Here is a 24,581-nt window from a genome sequence, read left to right as displayed (position 1 = left end):
GCCGGGGATGTCGAGGGATTGCGTGTACATGGCGAGGCTCTCGTCCGGTTGAATGTGTGCGAAGTATAAACCAACCGACCGGTCGGTTAATAAATTTGTTGTGGATTTGCGGCGAGACTCGGGTAAACGAGCGAAGTCGGGGCGCGATCGGAGGGGGTGATGGTGGTCCGGCGCGTGGGGTTCGCGTCTTCTGCGGCACAATGCCCGCTTTCCGACGAGGATTTTGCCGATGTCATTTCGAAGCAGTATCGCCGCAGTCGTGCTGGGTGCGGCCGTCTTTGTCTCGCCGCCCGTGGCGTCGGCTTCGGCCGCGCCGGCCGGATGGGTGGCGGCGTGGGCGACCGCGCTGCAGCCTATTCCCGACCTTGCCGCACCGCCGCCGCTCTATCGCGCGCCCGACGTGGCTGGACGGGCCGTGCGCCAGATCGTCTACCCGACGGTGTCGGGGCGTGCTGCGCGGATCCGCATCAGCAATGCCTACTCCCGTGCGCCGCTGGTCGTGGAGGCGGCGAGCCTCGCGCGCGCAGGAGAAGGAGCGGCGCTTGCCGGCGCGGCGGTGCCGGTCCGGTTCGGCGGCAAGGCGTCGGTGACGCTTGCGCCGGGCCAGGAGCTCGAAAGCGATCCGGTGGCGATCGACGTGGCGGCCGGGCGACCCTATGCGATCAGCCTCCAAATGGGGGCAAACCAGCGGATGACGGTCTGGCACCGCGTGTCGAACCAGTTCAATTACGTGTCTGCACCCGGTGATCACGTGAGTGATCCGGGCGCCGCGCTGTTCCGCACTCGCTTTACTCAATATGCATGGGTGAGCGAGCTCGCGGTCGAGGCTGGTTCGGCGCGCGCGAGCGTAGCGGCGATCGGCGATTCGATTACCGACGGGCTGCGCTCGAGCGTGAACCGGAACCGCCGCTGGCCGGACGCACTGGCGCGTCGACTGACCGCCTCTGGGGCGGAGTCGATCGGCGTCGCGAATCTTGGGATCAGCGGGAACCGGCTGCTCAGCGATTCGGCGTGCTACGGCACGTCGATGGCCTCGCGGTTCGAGCGCGATGCGCTGTCGCGTGCGGGGGTGAAGGCGGCGATCGTGCTGATCGGGATCAACGACATCAATTTCGCGGCGATGCCGCCGCGCGCGGGGCTCGATTGCGACCACCCGCATACGCAGGTCACGGCTGCATCCTTGATCGACGGCTATCGCCGGCTGATCGAAGCGGCGCACCGGCAGGGCGTGAAGGTCTTCGGCGCGACGTTGACGCCGGCTGGGCTGCCGGCGGGGCGTGAGGCGATCCGCCTTGAGGTGAACCGATGGATCCGAAGCGGTGGCGGGTTCGACGGTGTGGTCGACTTCGATGCTGTGCTGCGCGATGCGGCGCGCCCGAGCGTGCTGCAGCGTCGATACGATAGCGGGGACGGCATTCATCCGAGCGACGCCGGCTACACGGCGATGGCCGACGCGGTGCCGGTCGAGCAGCTGCAGGCTGCGGTGGGCGGCAAGTGACGCACCGCTATATATAGAGGGAAGTGTTGCCGGCAACGCGCAGGTGAGCGGCGCCATTTGGCCCGTCGAGCCCCAAGCCCCCGTGCGCGTCAGCGCACGGGGGCTTTTTCAAAATATTTTCACAAAGGGGCTTGCGGAGTTGGGGGTGCGTGCTTAGAATCACGCCTCTTTCGCGCTAACGGAAACACGGCGCGGAAGAAGGGAAGCAGGGTTGGCGGTGTGCTGGAGTCTGAAGCGCGCCGCTAGCCTGGAAGTTGAGCCCCGCAGTCGCAACGATGTAGTGTAAAAAGTTGTTGACGAGCTGCGAAACACGGTTCATAATCTCGCTTCTCTGCTGCTGAAAACGCAGCGCTGCCGGGAAACACGAAGTTCCTCGCAGAATGCTCTTTAAAAATTAACAGCCGATAAGTGTGGGCGCTTGATGGCAGCGAGCTGATCCTCGGATCAGATAGCGAAAGTATCAAGAGTCTCACACTAAAGTAAGTCAGGTTTATGAAGTGATTCATATTCCTGTCAGCTTTGAGTGAGCGACCGGTTCTTAACTGAACCGAAAACAGTAACAGGTTTAAACTGAAGAGTTTGATCCTGGCTCAGATTGAACGCTGGCGGCATGCCTTACACATGCAAGTCGAACGGCAGCACGGGTGCTTGCACCTGGTGGCGAGTGGCGAACGGGTGAGTAATACATCGGAACATGTCCTGTAGTGGGGGATAGCCCGGCGAAAGCCGGATTAATACCGCATACGATCTACGGATGAAAGCGGGGGACCTTCGGGCCTCGCGCTATAGGGTTGGCCGATGGCTGATTAGCTAGTTGGTGGGGTAAAGGCCTACCAAGGCGACGATCAGTAGCTGGTCTGAGAGGACGACCAGCCACACTGGGACTGAGACACGGCCCAGACTCCTACGGGAGGCAGCAGTGGGGAATTTTGGACAATGGGCGAAAGCCTGATCCAGCAATGCCGCGTGTGTGAAGAAGGCCTTCGGGTTGTAAAGCACTTTTGTCCGGAAAGAAATCCTTGGCTCTAATACAGTCGGGGGATGACGGTACCGGAAGAATAAGCACCGGCTAACTACGTGCCAGCAGCCGCGGTAATACGTAGGGTGCGAGCGTTAATCGGAATTACTGGGCGTAAAGCGTGCGCAGGCGGTTTGCTAAGACCGATGTGAAATCCCCGGGCTCAACCTGGGAACTGCATTGGTGACTGGCAGGCTAGAGTATGGCAGAGGGGGGTAGAATTCCACGTGTAGCAGTGAAATGCGTAGAGATGTGGAGGAATACCGATGGCGAAGGCAGCCCCCTGGGCCAATACTGACGCTCATGCACGAAAGCGTGGGGAGCAAACAGGATTAGATACCCTGGTAGTCCACGCCCTAAACGATGTCAACTAGTTGTTGGGGATTCATTTCCTTAGTAACGTAGCTAACGCGTGAAGTTGACCGCCTGGGGAGTACGGTCGCAAGATTAAAACTCAAAGGAATTGACGGGGACCCGCACAAGCGGTGGATGATGTGGATTAATTCGATGCAACGCGAAAAACCTTACCTACCCTTGACATGGTCGGAATCCTGCTGAGAGGTGGGAGTGCTCGAAAGAGAACCGGCGCACAGGTGCTGCATGGCTGTCGTCAGCTCGTGTCGTGAGATGTTGGGTTAAGTCCCGCAACGAGCGCAACCCTTGTCCTTAGTTGCTACGCAAGAGCACTCTAAGGAGACTGCCGGTGACAAACCGGAGGAAGGTGGGGATGACGTCAAGTCCTCATGGCCCTTATGGGTAGGGCTTCACACGTCATACAATGGTCGGAACAGAGGGTTGCCAACCCGCGAGGGGGAGCTAATCCCAGAAAACCGATCGTAGTCCGGATTGCACTCTGCAACTCGAGTGCATGAAGCTGGAATCGCTAGTAATCGCGGATCAGCATGCCGCGGTGAATACGTTCCCGGGTCTTGTACACACCGCCCGTCACACCATGGGAGTGGGTTTTACCAGAAGTGGCTAGTCTAACCGCAAGGAGGACGGTCACCACGGTAGGATTCATGACTGGGGTGAAGTCGTAACAAGGTAGCCGTATCGGAAGGTGCGGCTGGATCACCTCCTTTCCAGAGCTATCTCGCGAAGTTGAGCGCTCACGCTTATCGGCTGTAAATTTAAAGACAGACTCAGGGGTCTGTAGCTCAGTCGGTTAGAGCACCGTCTTGATAAGGCGGGGGTCGTTGGTTCGAATCCAACCAGACCCACCATTGTCTGACGTGTCGGTGATCGTTAGCGCTTTAGCGCTTACGAGCAACCCATGCCGATAGGCTGTAACACCTGAGGTCATCTGTACTCATGGGGGCATAGCTCAGCTGGGAGAGCACCTGCTTTGCAAGCAGGGGGTCGTCGGTTCGATCCCGTCTGCCTCCACCAATCACCAACGCTAAGGGCTTGGTTCAGACACTGAACCGAGAATTTTGCATTGGCGATTGAGCCAGTCAGAGGATACAACGTATATCGGCTGTCGTTCTTTAACAATCTGGAAGAAGTAAGTAATTTGGATAGCGGAAGCGTCTTGAGATGGACGTGGAAACTATCCGGGTTGTGATTGTATCGATGTATCTCAAGATGATTCGAACTCTATGTTTGACTCAATTGGAATACGGCACAACGCGAGAACTCAACCTGTAGCGACTGTCGCGAGACAGACTCGTTATAGGGTCAAGCGAACAAGTGCATGTGGTGGATGCCTTGGCGATCACAGGCGATGAAGGACGCGGTAGCCTGCGAAAAGCTACGGGGAGCTGGCAAACAAGCTTTGATCCGTAGATGTCCGAATGGGGAAACCCACTCCTTTTGGAGTATCCATGGCTGAATACATAGGCCATGCGAAGCGAACGCGGTGAACTGAAACATCTAAGTAACCGCAGGAAAAGAAATCAACCGAGATTCCCAAAGTAGTGGCGAGCGAAATGGGATGAGCCTTGCACTCTTTATTTGTATTGTTAGCCGAACGCTCTGGAAAGTGCGGCCATAGCAGGTGATAGCCCTGTAGGCGAAAACAGTATGAAAGAACTAGGTGTGCGACAAGTAGGGCGGGACACGTGAAATCCTGTCTGAAGATGGGGGGACCATCCTCCAAGGCTAAATACTCGTGATCGACCGATAGTGAACCAGTACCGTGAGGGAAAGGCGAAAAGAACCCCGGGAGGGGAGTGAAATAGATCCTGAAACCGCATGCATACAAACAGTCGGAGCCTCGTAAGGGGTGACGGCGTACCTTTTGTATAATGGGTCAGCGACTTACGTTCAGTAGCAAGCTTAACCGTATAGGGCAGGCGTAGCGAAAGCGAGTCCGAATAGGGCGTTCAGTTGCTGGGCGTAGACCCGAAACCAGGTGATCTATCCATGGCCAGGATGAAGGTGCGGTAACACGTACTGGAGGTCCGAACCCACTAACGTTGAAAAGTTAGGGGATGAGCTGTGGATAGGGGTGAAAGGCTAAACAAACCTGGAAATAGCTGGTTCTCTCCGAAAACTATTTAGGTAGTGCCTCGTGTCTCACCTTCGGGGGTAGAGCACTGTCATGGTTGGGGGGTCTATTGCAGATTACCCCGCCATAGCAAACTCCGAATACCGAAGAGTGCAATCACGGGAGACAGACATCGGGTGCTAACGTCCGGTGTCAAGAGGGAAACAACCCAGACCGCCAGCTAAGGTCCCCAAATATAGCTAAGTGGGAAACGAAGTGGGAAGGCTAAAACAGTCAGGAGGTTGGCTTAGAAGCAGCCACCCTTTAAAGAAAGCGTAATAGCTCACTGATCGAGTCGTCCTGCGCGGAAGATGTAACGGGGCTAAGCTATATACCGAAGCTGCGGATGCGAGCTTTGCTCGCATGGTAGGAGAGCGTTCCGTAAGCCTGCGAAGGTGCCTTGTAAAGGGTGCTGGAGGTATCGGAAGTGCGAATGCTGACATGAGTAGCGATAAAGGGGGTGAAAGGCCCCCTCGCCGTAAGCCCAAGGTTTCCTACGCAACGTTCATCGGCGTAGGGTGAGTCGGCCCCTAAGGCGAGGCAGAAATGCGTAGCTGATGGGAAGCAGGTCAATATTCCTGCACCATTGTTAGATGCGATGGGGGGACGGATCGCGGAAGGTTGTCCGGGTGTTGGAAGTCCCGGTCGCTGCATTGGAGAAGGCACTTAGGCAAATCCGGGTGCGGAATTCAAGGGTGTGGCGCGAGCTCCTTAGGGAGCGAAGCAATTGGAAGTGGTTCCAAGAAAAGCCTCTAAGCTTCAGTCTAACGATGACCGTACCGCAAACCGACACAGGTGGGCGAGATGAGTATTCTAAGGCGCTTGAGAGAACTCGGGAGAAGGAACTCGGCAAATTGGTACCGTAACTTCGGGATAAGGTACGCCCTTGTAGCTTGACTGGCTTGCGCCAGAAGGGTGAAGGGGTTGCAATAAACTGGTGGCTGCGACTGTTTAATAAAAACACAGCACTCTGCAAACACGAAAGTGGACGTATAGGGTGTGACGCCTGCCCGGTGCCGGAAGATTAAATGATGGGGTGCAAGCTCTTGATTGAAGTCCCGGTAAACGGCGGCCGTAACTATAACGGTCCTAAGGTAGCGAAATTCCTTGTCGGGTAAGTTCCGACCTGCACGAATGGCGTAACGATGGCCACACTGTCTCCTCCCGAGACTCAGCGAAGTTGAAGTGTTTGTGATGATGCAATCTACCCGCGGCTAGACGGAAAGACCCCATGAACCTTTACTGTAGCTTTGCATTGGACTTTGAACCGATCTGTGTAGGATAGGTGGGAGGCTATGAAACCGGAACGCTAGTTTCGGTGGAGCCGTCCTTGAAATACCACCCTGGTTTGTTTGAGGTTCTAACCTTGGCCCGTGATCCGGGTCGGGGACAGTGCATGGTAGGCAGTTTGACTGGGGCGGTCTCCTCCCAAAGCGTAACGGAGGAGTACGAAGGTACGCTAGGTACGGTCGGAAATCGTGCTGATAGTGCAATGGCATAAGCGTGCTTAACTGCGAGACCGACAAGTCGAGCAGGTGCGAAAGCAGGTCATAGTGATCCGGTGGTTCTGTATGGAAGGGCCATCGCTCAACGGATAAAAGGTACTCTGGGGATAACAGGCTGATACCGCCCAAGAGTTCATATCGACGGCGGTGTTTGGCACCTCGATGTCGGCTCATCTCATCCTGGGGCTGTAGCCGGTCCCAAGGGTATGGCTGTTCGCCATTTAAAGAGGTACGTGAGCTGGGTTTAAAACGTCGTGAGACAGTTTGGTCCCTATCTGCCGTGGGCGTTGGATATTTGAAGGGGGCTGCTCCTAGTACGAGAGGACCGGAGTGGACGAACCTCTGGTGTACCGGTTGTCACGCCAGTGGCATCGCCGGGTAGCTATGTTCGGAAGAGATAACCGCTGAAAGCATCTAAGCGGGAAACTCGCCTTAAGATGAGATATCCCTGGGGACTAGATCCCCTTGAAGGGTCGTTCGAGACCAGGACGTTGATAGGTCAGGTGTGTAAGCGCAGTAATGCGTTCAGCTAACTGATACTAATTGCCCGTAAGGCTTGATCCTATAACAAGTCTGCCTTGTAGATCGGCGCCGTGCGACAGCACTGGCTGCGATCCAAAGCGACAAGTTGGATTCTCGTGTGTGATACACACAACTCAAAATTACTGCTTCTTCCAAGATTGGTTGTGCTGCGAAGCCAGCGCAACAACCCTCTTTGCCTGATGACCATAGCGAGTCGGTCCCACCCCTTCCCATCCCGAACAGGACCGTGAAACGACTCTACGCCGATGATAGTGCGGATTCCCGTGTGAAAGTAGGTAATCGTCAGGCTCCCTAAGCCAGAAACCCCCGCCCGAAAGGCGGGGGTTTTTGCATTTCAGCGACGGAAATGCGTGTGAAGCGGGCAAGGCCCGATTCATTTGAAATCAGAGAGCATCACTCGCTTGCCAAGAATTCTTGTTGGCTGGCGATCAGCGATGCGCCACATGCAGTCTTCATCCCGTCCAGCGCAACGGCGCGGCCTTCAATAGTGTACTGGCTGGAGCCCTGAACGATCGGGTAAGCTTTCAACTTATGGGTCTGCTTTCAGGTTGTGCTATCTACGTGTCGGGTGTCGTAAATGTTGAAAAGTCGCCCCATTGAATTTATTGGAGTTTTTCACTAACTCTGTCACGGCGTTTCGAGCTTTTTGACGCGAATAGTGAAAAAACTCGGCAGTCACGCCACAAAACGTGAAAATTTTTGCGGGTGGACCGCAGAGGCTCGCGGCACAAGGCTCTGCGCCGCGCGAACTGAGAGTGGAACTGATAGGCGTGAATCGCACGAGCATCGCGAGCGGCGGAAAATCTGCGAGGGTGGGACGCCGCGTCCCGCGAGCTGGCTTCAACTGACCCTGGCCCCGAACACGGCCGACCCCATTGTGAATCCTCTGTGGAGTACGGCCATGAAATCGGATCGGATCTGTGCCGCCTGCGGCACACCCTTCACTCCGCTCTCACACATCCCTCATCAACGCTTTTGCTCGGCCAAGGCATGCCAGCGTGCTCGCCGGCGTGCATGGCAGCACCAGCGCATGCGAGTCGATCCCGACTATCGCGAGAACCAGATCCGCGCCCAGGCCAGCTGGCGGGCCCGACATCCTGACTACTGGCGGCACTACCGCGAGACGCACCCGGCCTATCGCGATCGCAATTGCGCGATGCAGCGACGACGAAATGCACGGCGGACTGCTGGTGCCATTGCAAACATGGACGTGTGGCCGGCCTGTCGCCCGTTGGCATCTGGGTTCTACATCCTGCGCAACGCGGTTGAGGCAGGCGTTGCAAAGATGAACGCGTGGACGGTGCACATCGCCGTGCTATCTGAGCCAAGGCCGGTTCCGGCGTGATTGCAAAGAGATGACGTGTACGAAAAGAGTCTATGGCCTGCTACCTTGGCTGTGTACTCGCTCGCATTCGACGTCATTGCAAGGCGCGACGCGTTCACCGATACAAATCCCCTAATCGATGCCGGGGATGGCGCAGCGAGGGGCGGTTGCCAGTCGGAGCTGGATCGTGGACCTCGATTGCACATGCGAATCCGTTGACGAGCAGGCCTGCAGGATGCGGGCTGCTGAATACGTTCGGATGTCGACGGAGCACCAGCAATACTCGACGGAGAATCAACGTGATCGCATTCGCGACTACGCTGCTCGTCGCGATCTTGAGATCGTGCGGACCTACGCCGACGAAGGTAAAAGCGGTTTGCGTATCGATGGGCGCCAGGCGCTGCAGCAACTGATCCGGGACGTGGAAACCGGCATGGCCGATTTCCAGGTCATCCTCGTCTACGACGTAAGCCGCTGGGGACGATTCCAGGATGCAGACGAAAGTGCCTATTACGAGTACATCTGCCGGCGTGCAGGCATCCAGGTCGCCTATTGCGCTGAACAGTTCGAGAACGACGGCTCGCCAGTTTCGACGATCGTCAAAGGTGTGAAGCGTGCGATGGCCGGTGAGTACAGCCGCGAGTTGTCAGCGAAGGTCTTCGCTGGCCAGTGTCGGTTGATCGAGCTCGGTTTCCGGCAAGGCGGACCTGCAGGCTATGCGTTACGCCGGATCCTCGTGGACGAACATGGCCTCATGAAGGGGGAATTGCAACGCGGCCAGCACAAGTGCCTGCAGACGGACCGCGTCATTCTGATGCCAGGCCCGGATAGCGAGGTGCGTATCGTCAACCTGATCTACAGCTGGTTCATCAATGAGTCACTCAATGAGCACGAGATCGCCGCACGCCTGAACGGCATGAACGTTCAGACGGACCTTGGGCGACCCTGGACTCGGGCAACGATTCGGGAGGTGCTGACCAACGAAAAGTACATCGGCAACAACGTCTACAACCGTGTGTCGTTCAAGCTGAAGAAATCTCGTGTCACGAATCCGTCGGAGATGTGGATACGCAAGGAGGGTGCGTTCGAACCCCTCGTGCCGAGCGAAACGTTCTATACAGCGCAGGGCATCATGCGGGCGCGGGCCCGGCGCTACTCGAGTGAGGAGCTTATCGAGCGTCTGCGAAACCTGTATCGAAGCCGAGGCTTTCTATCCGGCGTCGTGATCGACGAAACGGAGGGTATGCCGTCCACCTCGGTCTACGTGTATCGCTTCGGTAGCTTGATTCGTGCGTACCAGACGGTTGGCTTCACGCCCGGCCGTGACTATCGTTATATCGAGACGAACCGCTTCATTCGGCAACTGCACCCAGAGATCGTTGCCGAGACGGAAAAGAAGATTGCGGATCTCGGCGGATCCGTGTCGCGTGATCCGGCGACGGACCTGTTGACCGTGAATAGGGAATTCACTGCCTGCATCGTGCTGTCACGGTGTCAGGTGCGCAGCAGCGGCCGTAACCGCTGGAAGGTGCGGTTCGACACGAGCCTGCTGCCGGATATCACCGTCGCAGTCAGGCTGGACCAGAGCAACTCGACTGCGCTCGACTACTACCTGCTGCCGCACATCGACTTTTGGCAGCCTCGCATCAGCCTTGCGGACTGGAATCCGATCGAGTTCGAGAGCTATCGCTTTGACACGCTGGACTACTTATACGGCATGGCACAGCGTGCTCGACTGAGGAGACGAGCATGACTCAGCGTGAACAGCCCGGTGAGGTTCGGATGATCCCGATCAGCCAGATTGAGGTGATCAATCCTCGCGAGCGTAATGGTCGAGTTTTCGACGAAATCGTCAGCAACATCAAGACGATCGGCCTGAAGAAGCCGATTCTGGTCACGCCGCGGGCAACGGCCAGTGGCGTGGAGAAGTACCTTCTCGTGTGTGGGGAGGGACGACTGAAGGCGTTCCGATCACTCGGCGAAACGACGATACCAGCCCTTGTGGTGAGCGTGAGCGACGAAGACGCGTTCATCATGAGCCTGACGGAGAGGAGCTAGCGACTTTGCCGAAGTATCTGGCAGAACGTGTATGGCCGAGCGGGAGTCCAGCATGACCGGCGTAGCACTTGGGTTCATTCCCGAACCACTTTCCGTTCCAATCGCGAGCATCTTGCCATCGCGACGCACGCCTGCCGGCATGATGAACTCGCGAAAGTTCAAGCAAATCAGAAGCTCCATCGAAGAGGTGGGCTTGATCGAGCCGCTTTCCGTTACGCCGGTCGACCAGGCATCGGGCAACCACGTCCTGCTCGATGGGCATCTGCGATTGATCGCGTTGCAGGAGCTCCAGTTCAACACCGTGTCCTGTCTAGTTGCAACTGACGACGAGAGCTACACGTACAACAACCGCGTCAATCGACTATCGACCATCCAGGAGCACTTCATGATTCGTCGGGCGGTTGAACGAGGTGTGTCCCCGGAGCGGTTGGCGAAGGCGCTGTCGGTAGATGTGTCTCAGATCATCAAGAGGATGGCATTGCTGGATGGGATTTGCGCTGAAGCGACCGAGCTCCTGAAGGACCGGCAGTTTTCGCCGGAGCTCGCGCGAGCGCTCCGGAAGATGAAGCCGACGCGGCAAGTCGAATGTGTTGAGCTCATGGTGGCAGCAAACAACCTGTCCGTCTCGTACGCTGAAGCGTTGCTCGTTGCGACGCCGGCTTCGCGGCTGGTCGAAGGGAAGAAACCGAGGAAGCTTGCCGGCGTGAGCCCCGAGCAAATGGCGAAGATGGAGCGGGAGATGAGCAATCTGCAGGGGCAGTACAAGGTGGTCGAGCAGACTTATGGACAGGACGTGCTCAACCTCGTGCTCGCAAAGGGCTATCTCGCGAGGCTGCTTGAGAACGAATCCGTGCGCCAGTACCTGCAAGCCCAACAAGCGGATTTGCTATGCGAACTGCAGTCCGTCGTCGATACGATCGCCTTAGAGCAGCCGGCCCTCGATCCCACTGCCTGAGCTCAGATAGTTTGGCGGAGTATCGTTTCAAAAATCGGTCTGCTGATCACGAAAATTGCGTGATCCAAAATTCGTATGTTGAGACGTTGCGAATTCGTCTAAAGAATTTTACCTTTATGTCGTTATGCGCTTAAAGGGGCTCACTGCGTGTTGCAGTCGAGTGGTTCCATAGCCTAGATCGTGAAAATAATGAGCAATATGACTTGTACTCACTGCCGCACTGGGGTTCCGCGCGGCGCGACGGTTTGCACCGGGTGTCAGGCTGAAGTTGAGTATGGGCCCGCAAGAGGACTTTTCGGCGCGGCGCTACTTGCTGCCGCGTTCGCGGGCTATCAAGCGCATCGCCACCTGCCCGAGTCCATGTCAGTAGGTGGCTGGGTTACAGGTGCAGTGGTGTTTGTTGGGCTTAGCCTGCTCATACAAAAGATGTTCGGCGACCGCGTCGTGTTTAAGCGCGTGTACAAAACCCGGCGATAGCTGCAGAGCATCACGATTTCTCAGTCGGCCATGTATCGGCGAGGCTGCTCATATGTGCCTGTCATGGATCGGAATGAATGCCCTCTTCTAACTACTGCCGGCAAGTAGACCGAGCGCCTCACGAAGTAGCGCTATTGTTGATGTCCGCACAGAACTGACCCACTAGAGCTGGAAATTTTCATCGAATTTTGACCCACGTGATTGAATGCTCTGCTCAATCTTTGAGCAGGGGATACAAAGGTGATCACGGTGGGTATATTGGCCAAGATCAGGCGGATGTATTTCCGCGAGAAGGTCCCGTTGCGCGAGATTGCGCGGCGTACGGGCCTGTCCCGAAACACGGTGCGCCGCTGGCTGCGGCAGACTGATGCCGTCGAGCCGAAGTATCCGAAGCGCGTCAGCCCGAGCGTCATCGACGACTGGGCCGCACAGCTGACAGGTTGGCTGCGTGCCGACAGTCATCGCCCGAAGCGTGACCGGCGCACCGCCCGGTTCATGTTCGAGGCGATCCGCGCCGAGGGTTACGCCGGCAGCTACGGCCGCGTAAGCGCGTTCGTGAGGCGTTGGCACGAGGAGCAGGCTGAGGCGCCTCGCAGGAAGGCCTTCGTGCCGCTCGCCTTCGAACCCGGCGAAGCCTTCCAGTTTGACTGGAGCTGCGAATACGCGTTTGTTGGCGGGCTACGGCGACGCCTGGAGGTCGCCCACGTCAAACTTAACTCCAGCCGCGCGTTCTGGCTCGTCGCCTATCCCACACAGAGTCACGAGATGCTGTTCGATGCGCACGCCCGCGCATTCGCCGCGTTCGGCGGCGTGCCGCGGCGCGGCATCTACGACAACATGAAGACCGCCGTGGACAAGGTTGGCCGCGGCAAGGAGCGTGCGGTCAACGCGCGCTTCGAAGCGATGTGCAGTCACTACCTGTTCGAGCCGGAGTTCTGCAACCGGGCTGCAGGCTGGGAGAAAGGCATCGTCGAGAAGAACGTTCAGGACCGGCGACGTCAGATTTGGCACGAAGCAGCGCTACGGCGCTGGGAAACGCTGGAGATCCTGAACGAATGGGTCGCTGGTCAGTGTCGTGAGGCGTGGCACATGCGGCACCCGCAGTGGCCTGAGCTGACAGTCGAGGATGTGCTGCAGGACGAGCGTACCCGGCTGATGCCCAATCCACGGCCGTTCGACGGCTACATCGAGCAGACCCTGCGAGTCTCGTCGACCAGCCTGATTCACTTCCAACGCAACCGCTACAGCGTGCCCACCGAGTACACGAACCAGTTGGTGAGCGTGCGCTGCTATCCGGCATATCTCAGCGTCGTCGCCAACGCCCAGGAGATCGCACGCCACGAACGCAGCTTCGAGCGGCACATGACCTTCTACGATTGGCGCCACTACGTCACGCTGGTCGAGCGCAAACCCGGCGCACTGCGCAACGGCGCACCGTTCATCACGATGCCGCAGCCGCTGCAACTGCTGCAGCGGCATCTGCTGAAACACCCGGGCGGCGATCGCGTCATGACGCAGGTGCTCGCTGCGGTGCGCGAACACGGGCTCGATGCGGTGCTGCTCGCCGTACAGGCTGCGCTGGATTCAGGACGCCCCAGCGCAGAGCACGTCCTGAACGTGCTGAGCCGGCTGAAGGCGCCCGTCACGAATGGCAGCCTCGCCACGACGAAACTCCAGCTCAAGGAAGAGCCCGCGGCCGACGTGAACCGTTACGAGACGCTGCGTGCCAACCCACCGGAGGATCGTCATGTCTAACGATATCGCGGCCCAGCTCAAGGGTCTTAAACTGCACGGCATGGCGAGCACGTGGCCGGAGCTGCTCGCGCAGTCGCGCCACACTGACTTCGAGCCGGAGCGCTTCATGAAGCAGCTGTTGATGGCTGAAACCGCCGAACGGCAGGTGCGCTCGATCGCCTATCAAATGACCGCTGCGCGCTTCCCGGCCCACCGCGACCTGAAGGGCTTCGACTTCGCGCAGGCACACGTCGACGAAGCGCTGGTGCGCGAACTGAGCGAGCTGTCGTTCCTCGAAAGCGCGCACAACGTCGTGTTCATCGGTGGTCCGGGCACTGGCAAGACGCACCTCGCCTCAGCGATCGGAATCGAAGCCGTACAGCGCCACGGCAAGCGTGTGCGCTACTTCTCGACCGTCGAGCTGACCAACGCCCTGGAGCAGGAGAAGTCCATCGGCAAACAAGGCCAGATCGCCCACAAGCTGATGTACGTCGATCTGGTGATTCTCGATGAGCTGGGCTATCTGCCGTTCAGCCAGACCGGCGGTGCATTGCTGTTCCATCTGCTCTCAAAGCTTTACGAGCACACGAGCGTCGCGATCACGACCAATCTCAGCTTCGGCGAGTGGGCGAGCGTGTTCGGGGATGCAAAGATGACGACAGCGCTGCTGGACCGCGTCACCCATCACTGCCACATCGTTGAAACGGGCAATGAATCGTGGCGCTTCAGGACCAGTTCTGCCAAGGCGAAGACGACAAGAAAGAGAGCAGCAAAACCAGCGGGTAACGAAGAGTTATCCACACCGGAATAGATGTACTACGCTGTCTCAGGGTGGGTCAGATTTAGATGAAATCGGTGGGTTAAGACTCGGTGGAAATCAACAGAAACAGTTCACGTAACAGCGGTGTGATGGCCAGTGTGCAGCAGTAATCCCGCATCCGGACGGCTCCTGGCTCGATGAATAGGAAGTAGAGCTGAGCATCGGGCGGTGCGCGACTGCTATCTGGGAACTCAGTCATCAGGTCAAGCGGCGCGCATCGCCGGTCGCGTTGCAGCTGGGGGGAATACGTACCATAAGCCGTCATCGTGTCGGAAGAAAAATATCGCCAACGATCGGTCAGGCTTGGCGGACTCAACACAGACACAGCGTCCTTCACGATATACCTTGTCGCTGAGCTGGAAGCGCTTGATGCGAATCGGTGACGTGTCGGAGGGGGCAAGCCACTTGTCGATCAACCTGCGCAAACAATACCCGTCGTAGTTCATCGCACTCTCCATGACCCGTCACCGCGACTCGACCACCTTGTGAGTCCGCACCTTAGCGCATACGGTACCGCCAAGGCGCGGGTGCTCCGATTTGCCCTCGGGTAACTTGACTTCCGGGCTGGTGTCGGGCGGCAATTATCAGTCGCATGACTGATTTATACAGTCATGCGACTGATATATCAATGTCATGACCCCTAGGAAATTCACCTATCCATCTGATAAATAGAAGGAATATGGATGGGGTCGGATCTTTGAGTGCTCGATTGACTGGTAATTATCAGTCGCGTGACATATTCTTTGTGACAAGGTGGTTGCTCGTCATGGTGGCTTGGGCGAGGACCGATGAACTGACTGCGATCGCTCGGTCGAGGGAAGGTCGATATTTGAGCGGTTGGACTGTCCGAAGCGCACACCGGCGGCTGCCGGCAAGAGGTCAAAGATGAGGGAACTGGCGATTGAACTGACAGGGGCCAAAGAGTTGGCCGACGAGCCAAAGCGCCGCGGCAACAGAACGACAAGAATCCCCGAAATCGTGGAGGCCGCGATCAATGTGCTCGCGCAGTACGGTAACGTCGGGTTCGCTTTGCGCCGCGTGGCGAGCGATGTTGGGATCCACCTGGCGACCTTGCAGTACTACTTTCCGACCAGAGAAGACCTTTTGCGAGCGGCGTCGGAGGCCGTGGCAACACGATATCTGACGCTCTATGAAAGTGTGGTCGACGACGATGATCTATCGCCGGAGGCTCGGCTAGATGCCATCGCAGATATCGCCTTTGACGAGTTGGTCAAGCGTGGCACACACATTGCACCATTTTGCCTGGAAGTCTGGAGCATGGCCGAGCGCGAAGAATTTGCCCGAGACTTGGTTGCAAGTTTCAACCGTCGATTTCAGGAGACGTTCGCTCGATTGCTGGCCAAGATCAATCGATCGCTTACACCGCGGGAGTGCGCATTACGCGGTCGTCTGCTGTACTCCCATTTGGCCGGTTTGATCGTTTTAGTCCGGCCGGCACATGGCGCATCTTCAGACGATGAAGCACTTCGCGCTGCGACGAAGGCTGTCTGGAGGGCGCTCAGCTACGCTCCACAGTAGCGCGGCACGAGAAGGGAATACAACGTAAATGACCCACTAATGATGGGGGAGACACATGTACGCACCTGTTCAACAGTTGTCGTCCGATCCACAAGACTTCGAGCGTCTGACATCGCAGCGGTTGTGCGAGGCGTTTGACGGCGAGCGGTTGGAACTCGAGGCTTCCCGGAATCGGCTTGAGCCGGTCGGAAAGATTACGAGGCGCCGATTAAGCAGCATTGAAATGCTGCGCTCCGAGGCGGCGACCTCCAGTCGTCCGTTTGGAATCCGTCGAGATTCGAAAAGCGGCAGAGGAGGGCAGGACGAGTTGATTCTGGTTGTCGTTCTGGCAAGTCAACTGTCATGCGAGATCGGGAACAGCTACTACACGCTGGCCGAGGGCGACATTGCGCTCATCGGCCCGGAGCATCCTAGCCGGATGGAGTTCTCGGCAGGCTTTGATGGGCTATGGGTACGTCTTCCGAAAATCGAATCACACATTCGACGCGTGATCTTTCAGGATGCGGTAGACAGAAAATTCGATAGCCGGCACGGGATCATGCATGTGCTGTTGAGAACGCTGCTGACCACATACGAGTCGGCGAACTCGATTGCAGGCGATAGCGTCCCGTGGTTGGAGAGCAGCTTGCTGGATCTCATCGTGGCGGCGGTAAGCGCCAGTTCGGTCGTGGCGAGAGAGGGACGTGCAACGATGTATAGTCGCGCGACTCTGCAGCGGATCAAATCTCACGTCGTCGCTAGGTTGCACGACGACACCCTTACCCCATCCTCCATCGCAAGCGCCATGGGCATAAGCGTGCGTCGCCTGAATGAACTCTTCGCTCAATGTCAGACGACGGTAACGGAGTGGATCATCGCGGAGCGACTCGAGCGATGCAGAAGACGATTGCTTCTCAGAAGCCAGGTTAAGGAAACAATTTGCCAGGTTGCGTACGAAGAAGGATTCAAGAACATTAGCCACTTCAATCGAGCCTTCAAGAATCGATTTGGCGAAAGTCCGGGCCAACTGAGAGATCGTATCCGCCGCGAGGGCCTTTCGTCAGTCGACGCTGAAAGGGGCGTCCAGCTGGAAGTCATGTGAGCATCCGCGTGCCCGTGCCCGTGCCCGCGCTGACGCACCACGTTCCACCGCGCGAACGCGCGATCAACTAAAGTCCATCGCCCTCTGCGGCATGACGCTCGTCATGCCGTCACACCGGGCATCCCTCCCAACGTTTCCACTCTGCAGCCGGCAGCATCGTCCATCGATGCTGTCGCGCGAAGCATCGCCATGTGATCCGCGGATGTCGCTGCCCGACAAGCAAAGCTTTTCCGCGCTGTGAGCAAAGGCGGACAGTTCGAGAACGCCTATTGTTCCTGTAACGGAAATGCGCGCGACGCTTACACCAACGGCCGCATACCGCAATAAGAGCCGATGCTTCGCCATGGGCAACTATCTAGGAGACGCAAGTGCCTGATACCACCATTCAAGGCCATCCTGCTTCTGCGCTGTTCGACGAAGAGGCGGGGACGATCAGTCCGCTGGTCTACTCCGACCAGGGTATCTACGAGCAGGAACTGGATCGCATTTTCGGGCGGTCGTGGCTGTTCATCGCTCACGAGAAACATATTCCCAAGACCGGGGATTTCTTCTCCACGTACATGGCGGAAGATCCCGTCGTTGCAGTTCGGCAAAAGGACGGGTCGGTCGCCGTCTTGCTCAATCAGTGCCGTCATCGCGGCATGAAGATTTGCCGTGCGGATCAGGGCAACGCAAAGGCATTCACATGCAGTTACCACGGTTGGGCCTATGGGATTGACGGCGCTCTCGTGAACGTCCCGTCAGAGGAGCACTACGGGCCGTGTTTCAACAAGGAAGAGTGGCCTGCAAGGCGCGTCCCTCGAGTTGAAAGCTACAAGGGCCTGATCTTCGCCAACTGGGACGAGCATGCGCAATCGCTGAAAGAATCGCTCGGCGAAGCTGCGCTGTACCTGGACGCACTGCTCGATCGGTCGCCTGCCGGTACGGAGCCGATCGGCGGGATCTACAAGTGGGTCATCCCCTGCAACTGGAAACTTGCCGCTGAGCAATTCGCCAGCGATATGCACCACGGGGTCATGTCGCATGTGTCTGTGCAAGTCGCGACAACACCGGAGTATGCGGGCAAGGAACTGCCGCTGCCGGGCCGTCAACTGTTATCGGACCAAGGACATGGCACGGGCTTTTTCCTTGCCCCGGGCCTTCATGAAGACTGGATTGTGTCGCAGGCTGGCCAGCGCGAGCCGGGGTACGATTCGGTGGCCCTTGCTCAGCGGCATGCCGCTCACAATGCGGGCGTGAGCGCGGTGACCGCGCAACACATGACCGTGTTTCCCACGTTCTCATTTTTCGGAGGCGTGCACAGCTGCCGCGTCTGGCATCCGCGCGGCCCTGGCGAAATCGAGGTCTGGGCGTTCTGTCTGGTCGACTCCGACGCTTCACCTGCCGAGAAGGAGCAACTCCGGCAAGCCACGTTGCGTACTTTCTCTCCGGCTGGAACCTGGGAACAGGACGACGGCGAGAACTGGGTCGAGATCCAGCGTGTGCTGCGCGGACATCAGGCGCGCCGTACCACCATGAGCATTCAGATGGGTAAGGATATCAATCCCGCTGCGGATCCCGCGTTCCCCGGCACTGTCGAGGGCTGCTACAGCGAGGAGGCCGCACGGCGACTCTATAGCCACTGGCTCAAGTTGATGTGTATTCCGACGCAACGCGATACGTGCGCCAAGGAGGCCGGCCATGGTTGCTAACGAAATCGCCTCGACGCGCGCGAACGCCGTTTCGGCAGCAGAGCACTTTGCGATCGAACAGTTCCTCTTTCTCGAAGCCGAGCTTCTCGACGGCAGGAACATCGCGGCGTGGATCGAGCTGATGGCCGACGACCTCCGTTACGTGATGCCGATCCGCCGCAATGTGGGGCCGCGCGAGCGAAAAGTGGAATGGACCAGTCCTGATGAACTCGCGTATTTCGACGAAAGCAAGGAAAACCTCAAGCTTCGTCTACGCAAACTCCAATCGGGCGCCGCATGGGCCGAGGAGCCGCCGTCTCACACACGGCATCTGATCACGAACGTCCGCGCAAGCGCTGCCGGGCAGGGCGAATACCTCGTCCGCTCGAACTTCCTCGCATATCGCAACAGGTCGGAACGACAAACCGACTACTTGATTGGGGAACGCCACGATCGCCTGCGCTGCGTCGATACGGACGCGGGATTTCAGATCGTCAGTCGGCGCATCTTGCTCGATCAGACGACGTTTCTCGCGAACAACCTCAGTTTCTTCCTTTGAGGGTGAGCGCAATGTCGTTTACCGATGTTTGCTCAGTGTCGGACGTCCCGAGCGACGCCGGGTTGAGGATTGATGCCGGACCCGAGGTGGTCGCCGTGTTCAAGATCGACGGAGATTTCTACGCGATCGAGGACAAGTGTCCCCACGGCGACTGGTCCTTGTCAGACGGCTATCTGGATGACGGCCTGATCGAATGCAGCTTGCATATGGCGAAGTTCTGCGTGAAGACCGGGAAGGTCTGTGCTCCGCCGGCTATACGCGACGTCAAGGTGTTTCCGATCAAGGTAGTGGGTGACCGGGTACTGATCGATCTTGAACCTGAGGCCGGCATATGAAACAGCCGCTTGCGATTGTCGGTTCGGGCCTTGCCGGTGTACGCGCGGCGCAGACGCTTCGTGCCAATGGGTATAGCGACAGGATCATCTTGGTCGGCGAGGAGGCTCAGCACCCGTACGAGCGACCTGCGTTATCGAAGGAAGCACTGTGCGGGGGCGCTCCGCCGGCGCTGTGCTCGACGGAAGACCTGAATACATTGGAGCTCGACTGGCGTCGAGGGTCGCGCGCGGTGTCGATTGACGGAGGCGTACTCGCGCTTGACGACGGCACGTCGGTGGCGACCGACGGCATTTTGCTGGCGACCGGCGCCCGGGCTCGCAAGGTCGACTTGCCCGGCGTGTCTTTGCCAGGCGTCCATACGCTACGTGCGCTGGATGATGCGTTCGCGCTTCGAGACGCGCTGGCGGCGCAGAGCGAGATCGTCGTCATCGGTGGTGGCCTGATTGGGTGCGAGGTCGCCAGCACCGCGCGGAAGGCAGGGCATGCGGTCACTGTCGTCGAGTCTGGCGAGGAACTGATGGAGCGTGCGCTCGGGCGAATGATGGGGCTTTGGGCGCGGGTCCAACTCCAGCAACTCGGTGTGGTCGTTCATCGATCCGCGACGGTCGCCTCGATCGAAGGCCATGCACGGGCGCGCGGCGTGAGATTGTCGAACGGCGCGTACTTGCCGGCTGACGTCGTTGTCCTGAGTGTGGGAGCCCAGCCATGCGACGAACTCGCACAAGCCGCAGGTGCGGCGTGTATGCGCGGCGTGGTCGTCGATGCCGCTGGCCGCAGCACCATTCCTGGAATCTTCGCTGCCGGTGACGTTGCCTCGTGGCCGCTCGTAGAAGGCGGGCGCCGCTCTCTCGAGAGTTTTCTCAACAGCCAGGCGCAGGCGGCCGTCGCAGCATGCGCAATGATCGGGCGCGTGAACGAGCAGCCTCAGACCGCGCTTTCGTGGACCGAAATCGCCGGGCGAAAGATTCAACTTGCAGGCGATCTCACCGGCTCGGGAGAGATGGTTATTCGGGGCGATGAGTCAGGCGCGTCCTTTTCCGTATTCCGCGTATCGAACGGACGGGTGGCAGGCGTTGCGACAGTCGACGCCCCGCGTGAATACGCAACGGCCAAACGGCTCGTCGAGTCGCGAATCGCGGTGCAGACCAATCTGCTGGCCGATTCCTCTACCGAGCTTCGCAGCTTGCTTAGCTACAAGGTGAACTAAATGAAAAAACTGGAAAACCAGGTCGTGCTGGTGACAGGCGGCGCATCTGGCCTGGGCCGCGCCATCGTCGAGCGGTTCGTTTCGGAGGGCGCGCGGGTAGGCGTGCTTGACCGCTCGGCTGATCGGATTGCCGAAATCCGCGATGCACTCGGTAATGCTGTGATGGGCTTCCAGGGCGATGTTACGTCGTATGAGGACAACCTTCGCGCAGTGAATGGATTGGTCGCTCAGTTCGGCCGCCTGGATTGCGCGATCGGGAACGCCGGGATCTGGGATTTCAAGACCGCACTGGTCGACCTCTCGGAAGACAAACTCTCTTCGGCGTTCGACGAATTGTTCGCCGTGAACGTGAAGGGCTATCTTCTGCTCGCCAAGGCCGCTTTGAAAGCGCTGGCCGAAAGTCGCGGGAGTCTGATCTTTACGGCATCGAACGCGTCGTTTCAGTCGGACGGTGGCGGCGTCCTCTACACGGCCAGCAAGCACGCAATTCGCGGCATCGTTACGCAACTCGCTTTCGAATTGGCGCCGTTCGTCCGCGTCAACGCCGTTGCTCCGGGGGGAATGATCACGAACCTCAGCGGCGTGAAGTCGCTCGGACTCTCGGATGCCACGATTCCGGCGGAGCCGTTCGTCGAAATGGCGCGCCATGTGGTGCCTATCGGTCATCTGCCGACTCCGGCCGACTACACCGGCGCCTATGTTTTCTTTGCGTCGCGCGAAGACAACGTGCCGGCGACGGGAACGGTCCTGCGACACGACGGTGGGTTGGCCGTTCAAGGGTTTATCGATTGCCGCGGGGGAGCCGGCTTGCTCGAAAAACTTGCAATCAATCAGGAGACAGTCGCATGAAGGTGCAATCGTTGGGTTATATCGGAATCGACGCTTCCGACTTGTCCGCCTGGAAACGGTACGCGACCAAGTTCCTGGGTTTGATGCCCGGAGAAAATGGCGCGTCCGGCGATCGCTACCGCATCGATAACCGTCTCTGGCGGATTTCGGTTGAACCAGGTGAGCGCGATGACATCGCCTATGCCGGATTCGAACTGGAAGGGCCGGAAGCACTCGCGCATATGGCCGGACACCTGCGGGACCTGGGTTACAGCGTCGAAAGCGATTCCGGCGAACTCGCACGTTGCCGGCAGGTGCGCGGGCTGGCACGTTGCGCCGATCCGTCCGGCTTGCCGGTGGAACTGTACTGGGGGGCGACCGAACGCGGCGAAGCACCGTTTCGATCGGCGGTGGTCGACGGTTTCGAAACCGGCGACCAAGGGCTCGGGCATATCGTGCTGCTCGTTCCCGACCTCAAAGCAGCACTCAAATTCTACTGCCAGGGATTGGGCTTCAAGCTATCCGACATCATCACGATGCCGATCGGTCCCGACCGCACGCTCGAACTGCATTTCCTTCACTGCAACCCGAGGCATCACACGTTGGCTTTCGCCGAAATGCCGGCGCCGAAGCGCCTCCAGCACTTCATGTTGCAGGTGCCGTCGATCGACGACGTCGGCTTCGCGCTCGATCGCGCAGAGCAGCAGAGCGTGCCGGTCACGATGACGTTGGGTCGCCACACCAATGACCAGATGGTGTCCTTTTACGCGAGAACGCCGTCAGGATTCGAAGTCGAATACGGTGCGGGAGCGGTGAGCGTCGACGAGTCGTGGACGGTGGTGAATCACGATCGGATCAGCGTGTGGGGCCATCACCGTACCGGCCAGTGAGATTGGGAGAACAACATGAGTGAAGTGAATTTCCGCAGCGCGTTTGTCGAATTCGAAGGCACCCGAATCCACTACCAGGAGGCGGGCGAAGGTCCGGCTCTCATCATGCTTCAGGGATCGGGGCCGGGTGCGTCCGGTTGGTCGAACTATAGCCGCAACGCGCCGTTCTTCGCGCGCAGCCACCGTGTCATCGTGCCGGACCTCGCCGGGTGGGGCAAATCCGACATGAGGCCGGTTGGCGTATCGATTCCTGGCTGGTGGGCGAACTCGATTCTCAGTCTCATGGAATCTTTGTCCATTACGCAGGCTGACATCATCGGTAATTCGCTCGGAGGAATGATTGCCCTGAAGATGGCCTTGATTGCTCCGGACCGTGTCGGCCGGCTCGTGCTGATGGGACCGGCCGGCGGCTTCCCGACGCTTGGCCAATGGCCCACGCCCGCGATCCGCACGTTGGCGACCGCCTATGAGGGCGATGGCATTACGGCGGAAAAGGTGAAGAGTTTCATCAGCGAGAGCCTGTTCGATCAGTCGGCGATCACCGATGAACTGGTCAAGGGCAGACTTGAGGCGGCAATGGATCCGCGCATCATTGCGCAGCCGCCGATGCGCCTGGAATCCGGACAACCGATCGAAGAACTCTGGCGAGACCCGGGTCTTGCGACGCTGCCGCACCAGACACTGATCATTTGGGGCAGAGAGGACCGCGTGGTTCCGCTCGATACCGGAATGATCTATGTCAAGCGTATTCCCAATGCGCAACTCAACACCTTTCCGAAGTGCGGCCACTGGGCGCAATGGGAATGGGCGGATCGGTTCAATCGAGTCGTTTCGTCCTTCCTCTCGGAAGAGCGTTGACACGCGCGCGAGAAGCGCAGGGCGGCCGACGGGAATACGACGCCGACGGCTGTTGAATCACGACCTAACTGGGATTTTCCATGGCAATGACAGGCCGGATGATGAGTACGCCCCTGCTCATCTCTTCGATCATCAGGCGCGCGGCGCGATACAGCGGCGGCGTCGAGATTGTTTCGCGCGGCAGTGACGGCGGCATTCATCGCTATACCTATCGGGAGTGCGAACTCCGCGCGCGTAAGCTGGCCCAGGCGTTGGAGGCGCTCGGCGTGCGACAAGGCGATCGCATCGGCACACTGGCATGGAATAGCTATCGCCATCTGGAGCTTTACTACGCCGTGCCAGGGGCGGGTGCGGTCTGCCATACCATCAATCCACGATTGTTTCCCGAGCAGATCGTCCATATCGTCAACGATGCCGAAGACACGTACGTGTGTTTCGACGTTCAATTCCTGCCCTTCGTCGAGGAAATCGCAGGACGGTGCCCAGGCGTCAAGGCGTGGATCATGATGGCCGGTCGCGAGGACATGCCCGCCGCTAGCAAGGCTTCCTTGCTCTGCTACGAAGAATTGATCGGTGCGCAGGATGGAAATTACGAATGGCCGGTGTTGGACGAGAACCTCGCATCGGGCCTCTGCTATACGTCCGGTACGACCGGCAACCCGAAGGGGGTGCTGTACTCGCATCGTTCAACCGTTCTGCATTCCTATTCTTCCGCATTGCCAGATTCGCTGAATTGTTCGGCGTCGGAGGTCATCATGCCGGTGGTTCCCATGTTTCACGTGAATGCATGGGAGCTGCCGTATTCCGCGCCTTTGGTCGGCGCGAAGCTGGTGCTTCCGGGGCAAAGGCTCGACGGCGCTTCCCTCTACGAGTTGATCGAGGGCGAGCAGGTTACCTACTCCGCGGGCGTGCCGACCGTGTGGCTCGGCCTGCTCGAACATGTGCGATCGAACGATCTGAAGTTTTCGACATTCCGTCGAACAGGTATCGGCGGGTCGGCCGTCTCCCGATCGATGATTCGCGCCTTCAAGGAATTGGGTGTCGACGTGGCTCATGGTTGGGGCATGACGGAGACATCGGCGATGGGCGCCAGCTGCACGCTGCGACGTCAGCATGCCGGGCTTTCCGAATCCGAGCAAGAAAAGGTCCTCGAGAAGCAAGGTGCCGTGATTCCGGGCATAGACATGAAGATC

The 24,581-nt window shown here is 58.5% G+C and carries 18 protein-coding genes, 2 tRNA genes and 3 rRNA genes; 22 read left to right on the top strand and 1 reads right to left on the bottom strand.

From position 1 onward, the window contains the following. The first annotated feature begins 229 nt into the window (after positions 1-229). From ACGFYQ_RS41110 to rrf, 6 genes are all read left to right on the top strand, one after another. On the top strand, positions 230-1,498 hold the full coding sequence (locus ACGFYQ_RS41110) for an SGNH/GDSL hydrolase family protein (RefSeq protein WP_105815073.1): 1,269 nt from the start codon (positions 230-232) through the stop codon (positions 1,496-1,498). Positions 1,499-2,065: 567 nt separating this feature from the next. Further along, a 16S ribosomal RNA gene (locus ACGFYQ_RS41105) occupies positions 2,066-3,598 on the top strand. A gap of 64 nt (positions 3,599-3,662) precedes the next feature. Then, positions 3,663-3,739: transfer RNA gene (locus ACGFYQ_RS41100), tRNA-Ile, on the top strand. 90 nt (positions 3,740-3,829) lie between these two features. Next, a tRNA-Ala gene (locus tag ACGFYQ_RS41095) sits at positions 3,830-3,905 on the top strand. 286 nt (positions 3,906-4,191) lie between these two features. Continuing rightward, positions 4,192-7,073: ribosomal RNA gene (locus tag ACGFYQ_RS41090) — 23S ribosomal RNA — on the top strand. Between the two features lie 154 nt (positions 7,074-7,227). Continuing rightward, positions 7,228-7,340 (top strand): 5S ribosomal RNA (rrf, locus tag ACGFYQ_RS41085). The 16S, 23S and 5S rRNA genes sit together here with 2 tRNA genes alongside, the layout of an rRNA operon. 105 nt (positions 7,341-7,445) lie before the next feature. Here the strand turns inward: rrf and ACGFYQ_RS41080 are convergent. Next, positions 7,446-7,580 carry a PAAR domain-containing protein gene (locus ACGFYQ_RS41080; protein ID WP_198108122.1) on the bottom strand — a complete coding sequence of 45 codons (135 nt, stop codon included), beginning with the start codon at positions 7,578-7,580 and terminating at the stop codon, positions 7,446-7,448. Positions 7,581-8,082: 502 nt separating this feature from the next. Here ACGFYQ_RS41080 and ACGFYQ_RS41075 point away from each other — a divergent pair. The 16 genes from ACGFYQ_RS41075 to ACGFYQ_RS41000 form a co-directional block, all read left to right on the top strand. Further along, on the top strand, positions 8,083-8,397 hold the full coding sequence (locus ACGFYQ_RS41075) for a hypothetical protein (protein ID WP_232357157.1): 315 nt from the start codon (positions 8,083-8,085) through the stop codon (positions 8,395-8,397). Positions 8,398-8,515: 118 nt separating this feature from the next. Continuing rightward, positions 8,516-10,129: a recombinase family protein gene (locus ACGFYQ_RS41070; RefSeq protein WP_198113372.1), complete on the top strand. Its 1,614-nt coding sequence runs from the start codon at positions 8,516-8,518 to the stop codon at positions 10,127-10,129. Next, the gene (locus ACGFYQ_RS41065) at positions 10,126-10,434 is read left to right on the top strand and encodes a ParB N-terminal domain-containing protein (RefSeq protein WP_375805168.1); all 309 of its coding nucleotides are present in this window, start codon (positions 10,126-10,128) and stop codon (positions 10,432-10,434) included. Before ACGFYQ_RS41070 ends, ACGFYQ_RS41065 begins: the two co-directional genes overlap by 4 nt. A 52-nt stretch (positions 10,435-10,486) precedes the next feature. Beyond that, a complete protein-coding gene (locus ACGFYQ_RS41060; RefSeq protein WP_069353979.1) occupies positions 10,487-11,389 on the top strand; it encodes a plasmid partitioning protein RepB C-terminal domain-containing protein in 903 nt (300 codons plus the stop codon). Positions 11,390-12,115: 726 nt separating this feature from the next. Further along, positions 12,116-13,621: an IS21 family transposase gene (gene istA, locus ACGFYQ_RS41055; RefSeq protein ID WP_132020947.1), complete on the top strand. Its 1,506-nt coding sequence runs from the start codon at positions 12,116-12,118 to the stop codon at positions 13,619-13,621. After that, positions 13,614-14,411 (top strand): IS21-like element helper ATPase IstB, encoded by a 798-nt coding sequence (gene istB, locus ACGFYQ_RS41050; RefSeq protein WP_060091270.1) that lies wholly within the window; start codon positions 13,614-13,616, stop codon positions 14,409-14,411. Before istA ends, istB begins: the two co-directional genes overlap by 8 nt. 894 nt (positions 14,412-15,305) lie before the next feature. After that, positions 15,306-15,959, top strand: coding sequence for a TetR/AcrR family transcriptional regulator (locus ACGFYQ_RS41045; protein ID WP_105819060.1), 654 nt, complete (start codon positions 15,306-15,308; stop codon positions 15,957-15,959). 55 nt (positions 15,960-16,014) lie between these two features. Further along, positions 16,015-17,040 carry a helix-turn-helix domain-containing protein gene (locus ACGFYQ_RS41040; protein ID WP_105819061.1) on the top strand — a complete coding sequence of 342 codons (1,026 nt, stop codon included), beginning with the start codon at positions 16,015-16,017 and terminating at the stop codon, positions 17,038-17,040. A gap of 368 nt (positions 17,041-17,408) precedes the next feature. Next, entirely contained in the window at positions 17,409-18,731 is a 1,323-nt protein-coding gene (locus tag ACGFYQ_RS41035; protein WP_105819062.1) for an aromatic ring-hydroxylating dioxygenase subunit alpha, read from the top strand. Beyond that, positions 18,721-19,269, top strand: coding sequence for a 3-phenylpropionate/cinnamic acid dioxygenase subunit beta (locus tag ACGFYQ_RS41030; protein ID WP_105819063.1), 549 nt, complete (start codon positions 18,721-18,723; stop codon positions 19,267-19,269). Before ACGFYQ_RS41035 ends, ACGFYQ_RS41030 begins: the two co-directional genes overlap by 11 nt. 11 nt (positions 19,270-19,280) lie before the next feature. Beyond that, positions 19,281-19,604 carry a bifunctional 3-phenylpropionate/cinnamic acid dioxygenase ferredoxin subunit gene (locus ACGFYQ_RS41025; protein ID WP_105819064.1) on the top strand — a complete coding sequence of 108 codons (324 nt, stop codon included), beginning with the start codon at positions 19,281-19,283 and terminating at the stop codon, positions 19,602-19,604. After that, on the top strand, positions 19,601-20,812 hold the full coding sequence (locus tag ACGFYQ_RS41020; RefSeq protein WP_105819065.1) for an NAD(P)/FAD-dependent oxidoreductase: 1,212 nt from the start codon (positions 19,601-19,603) through the stop codon (positions 20,810-20,812). The genes ACGFYQ_RS41025 and ACGFYQ_RS41020 overlap by 4 nt, the downstream gene beginning before the upstream one ends. Further along, on the top strand, positions 20,813-21,661 hold the full coding sequence (gene hcaB / locus ACGFYQ_RS41015) for a 3-(cis-5,6-dihydroxycyclohexa-1,3-dien-1-yl)propanoate dehydrogenase (RefSeq protein WP_105819066.1): 849 nt from the start codon (positions 20,813-20,815) through the stop codon (positions 21,659-21,661). Further along, positions 21,658-22,530 carry a VOC family protein gene (locus ACGFYQ_RS41010; protein ID WP_105819067.1) on the top strand — a complete coding sequence of 291 codons (873 nt, stop codon included), beginning with the start codon at positions 21,658-21,660 and terminating at the stop codon, positions 22,528-22,530. The genes hcaB and ACGFYQ_RS41010 overlap by 4 nt, the downstream gene beginning before the upstream one ends. 15 nt (positions 22,531-22,545) lie before the next feature. Further along, positions 22,546-23,388 (top strand): alpha/beta fold hydrolase, encoded by an 843-nt coding sequence (locus tag ACGFYQ_RS41005; RefSeq protein WP_105819068.1) that lies wholly within the window; start codon positions 22,546-22,548, stop codon positions 23,386-23,388. A gap of 80 nt (positions 23,389-23,468) precedes the next feature. Continuing rightward, on the top strand, positions 23,469-24,581 hold a 1,113-nt coding region (locus ACGFYQ_RS41000; protein WP_393752317.1), incomplete at its 3' end, for an AMP-binding protein.

The organism is Streptomyces sp. NPDC048258 (assembly GCF_043201995.1).
Classification (GTDB): domain Bacteria; phylum Actinomycetota; class Actinomycetes; order Streptomycetales; family Streptomycetaceae; genus Streptomyces.
This window is presented reverse-complemented; position numbering and strand designations above follow the sequence as displayed.

Bases quoted from the DNA above. Each gene is read 5' to 3' on its own strand.
- ACGFYQ_RS41110 (WP_105815073.1), top strand. From the start codon at position 230: ATGTCATTTCGAAGCAGTATCGCCGCAGTCGTGCTGGGTGCGGCCGTC.
- ACGFYQ_RS41075 (WP_232357157.1), top strand. From the start codon at position 8,083: ATGCGAGTCGATCCCGACTATCGCGAGAACCAGATCCGCGCCCAGGCC.
- ACGFYQ_RS41070 (WP_198113372.1), top strand. From the start codon at position 8,516: ATGCCGGGGATGGCGCAGCGAGGGGCGGTTGCCAGTCGGAGCTGGATC.
- ACGFYQ_RS41065 (WP_375805168.1), top strand. From the start codon at position 10,126: ATGACTCAGCGTGAACAGCCCGGTGAGGTTCGGATGATCCCGATCAGC.
- ACGFYQ_RS41060 (WP_069353979.1), top strand. From the start codon at position 10,487: ATGACCGGCGTAGCACTTGGGTTCATTCCCGAACCACTTTCCGTTCCA.
- istB (WP_060091270.1), top strand. From the start codon at position 13,614: ATGTCTAACGATATCGCGGCCCAGCTCAAGGGTCTTAAACTGCACGGC.
- ACGFYQ_RS41045 (WP_105819060.1), top strand. From the start codon at position 15,306: ATGAGGGAACTGGCGATTGAACTGACAGGGGCCAAAGAGTTGGCCGAC.
- ACGFYQ_RS41040 (WP_105819061.1), top strand. From the start codon at position 16,015: ATGTACGCACCTGTTCAACAGTTGTCGTCCGATCCACAAGACTTCGAG.
- ACGFYQ_RS41030 (WP_105819063.1), top strand. From the start codon at position 18,721: ATGGTTGCTAACGAAATCGCCTCGACGCGCGCGAACGCCGTTTCGGCA.
- ACGFYQ_RS41025 (WP_105819064.1), top strand. From the start codon at position 19,281: ATGTCGTTTACCGATGTTTGCTCAGTGTCGGACGTCCCGAGCGACGCC.
- ACGFYQ_RS41020 (WP_105819065.1), top strand. From the start codon at position 19,601: ATGAAACAGCCGCTTGCGATTGTCGGTTCGGGCCTTGCCGGTGTACGC.
- hcaB (WP_105819066.1), top strand. From the start codon at position 20,813: ATGAAAAAACTGGAAAACCAGGTCGTGCTGGTGACAGGCGGCGCATCT.
- ACGFYQ_RS41010 (WP_105819067.1), top strand. From the start codon at position 21,658: ATGAAGGTGCAATCGTTGGGTTATATCGGAATCGACGCTTCCGACTTG.
- ACGFYQ_RS41005 (WP_105819068.1), top strand. From the start codon at position 22,546: ATGAGTGAAGTGAATTTCCGCAGCGCGTTTGTCGAATTCGAAGGCACC.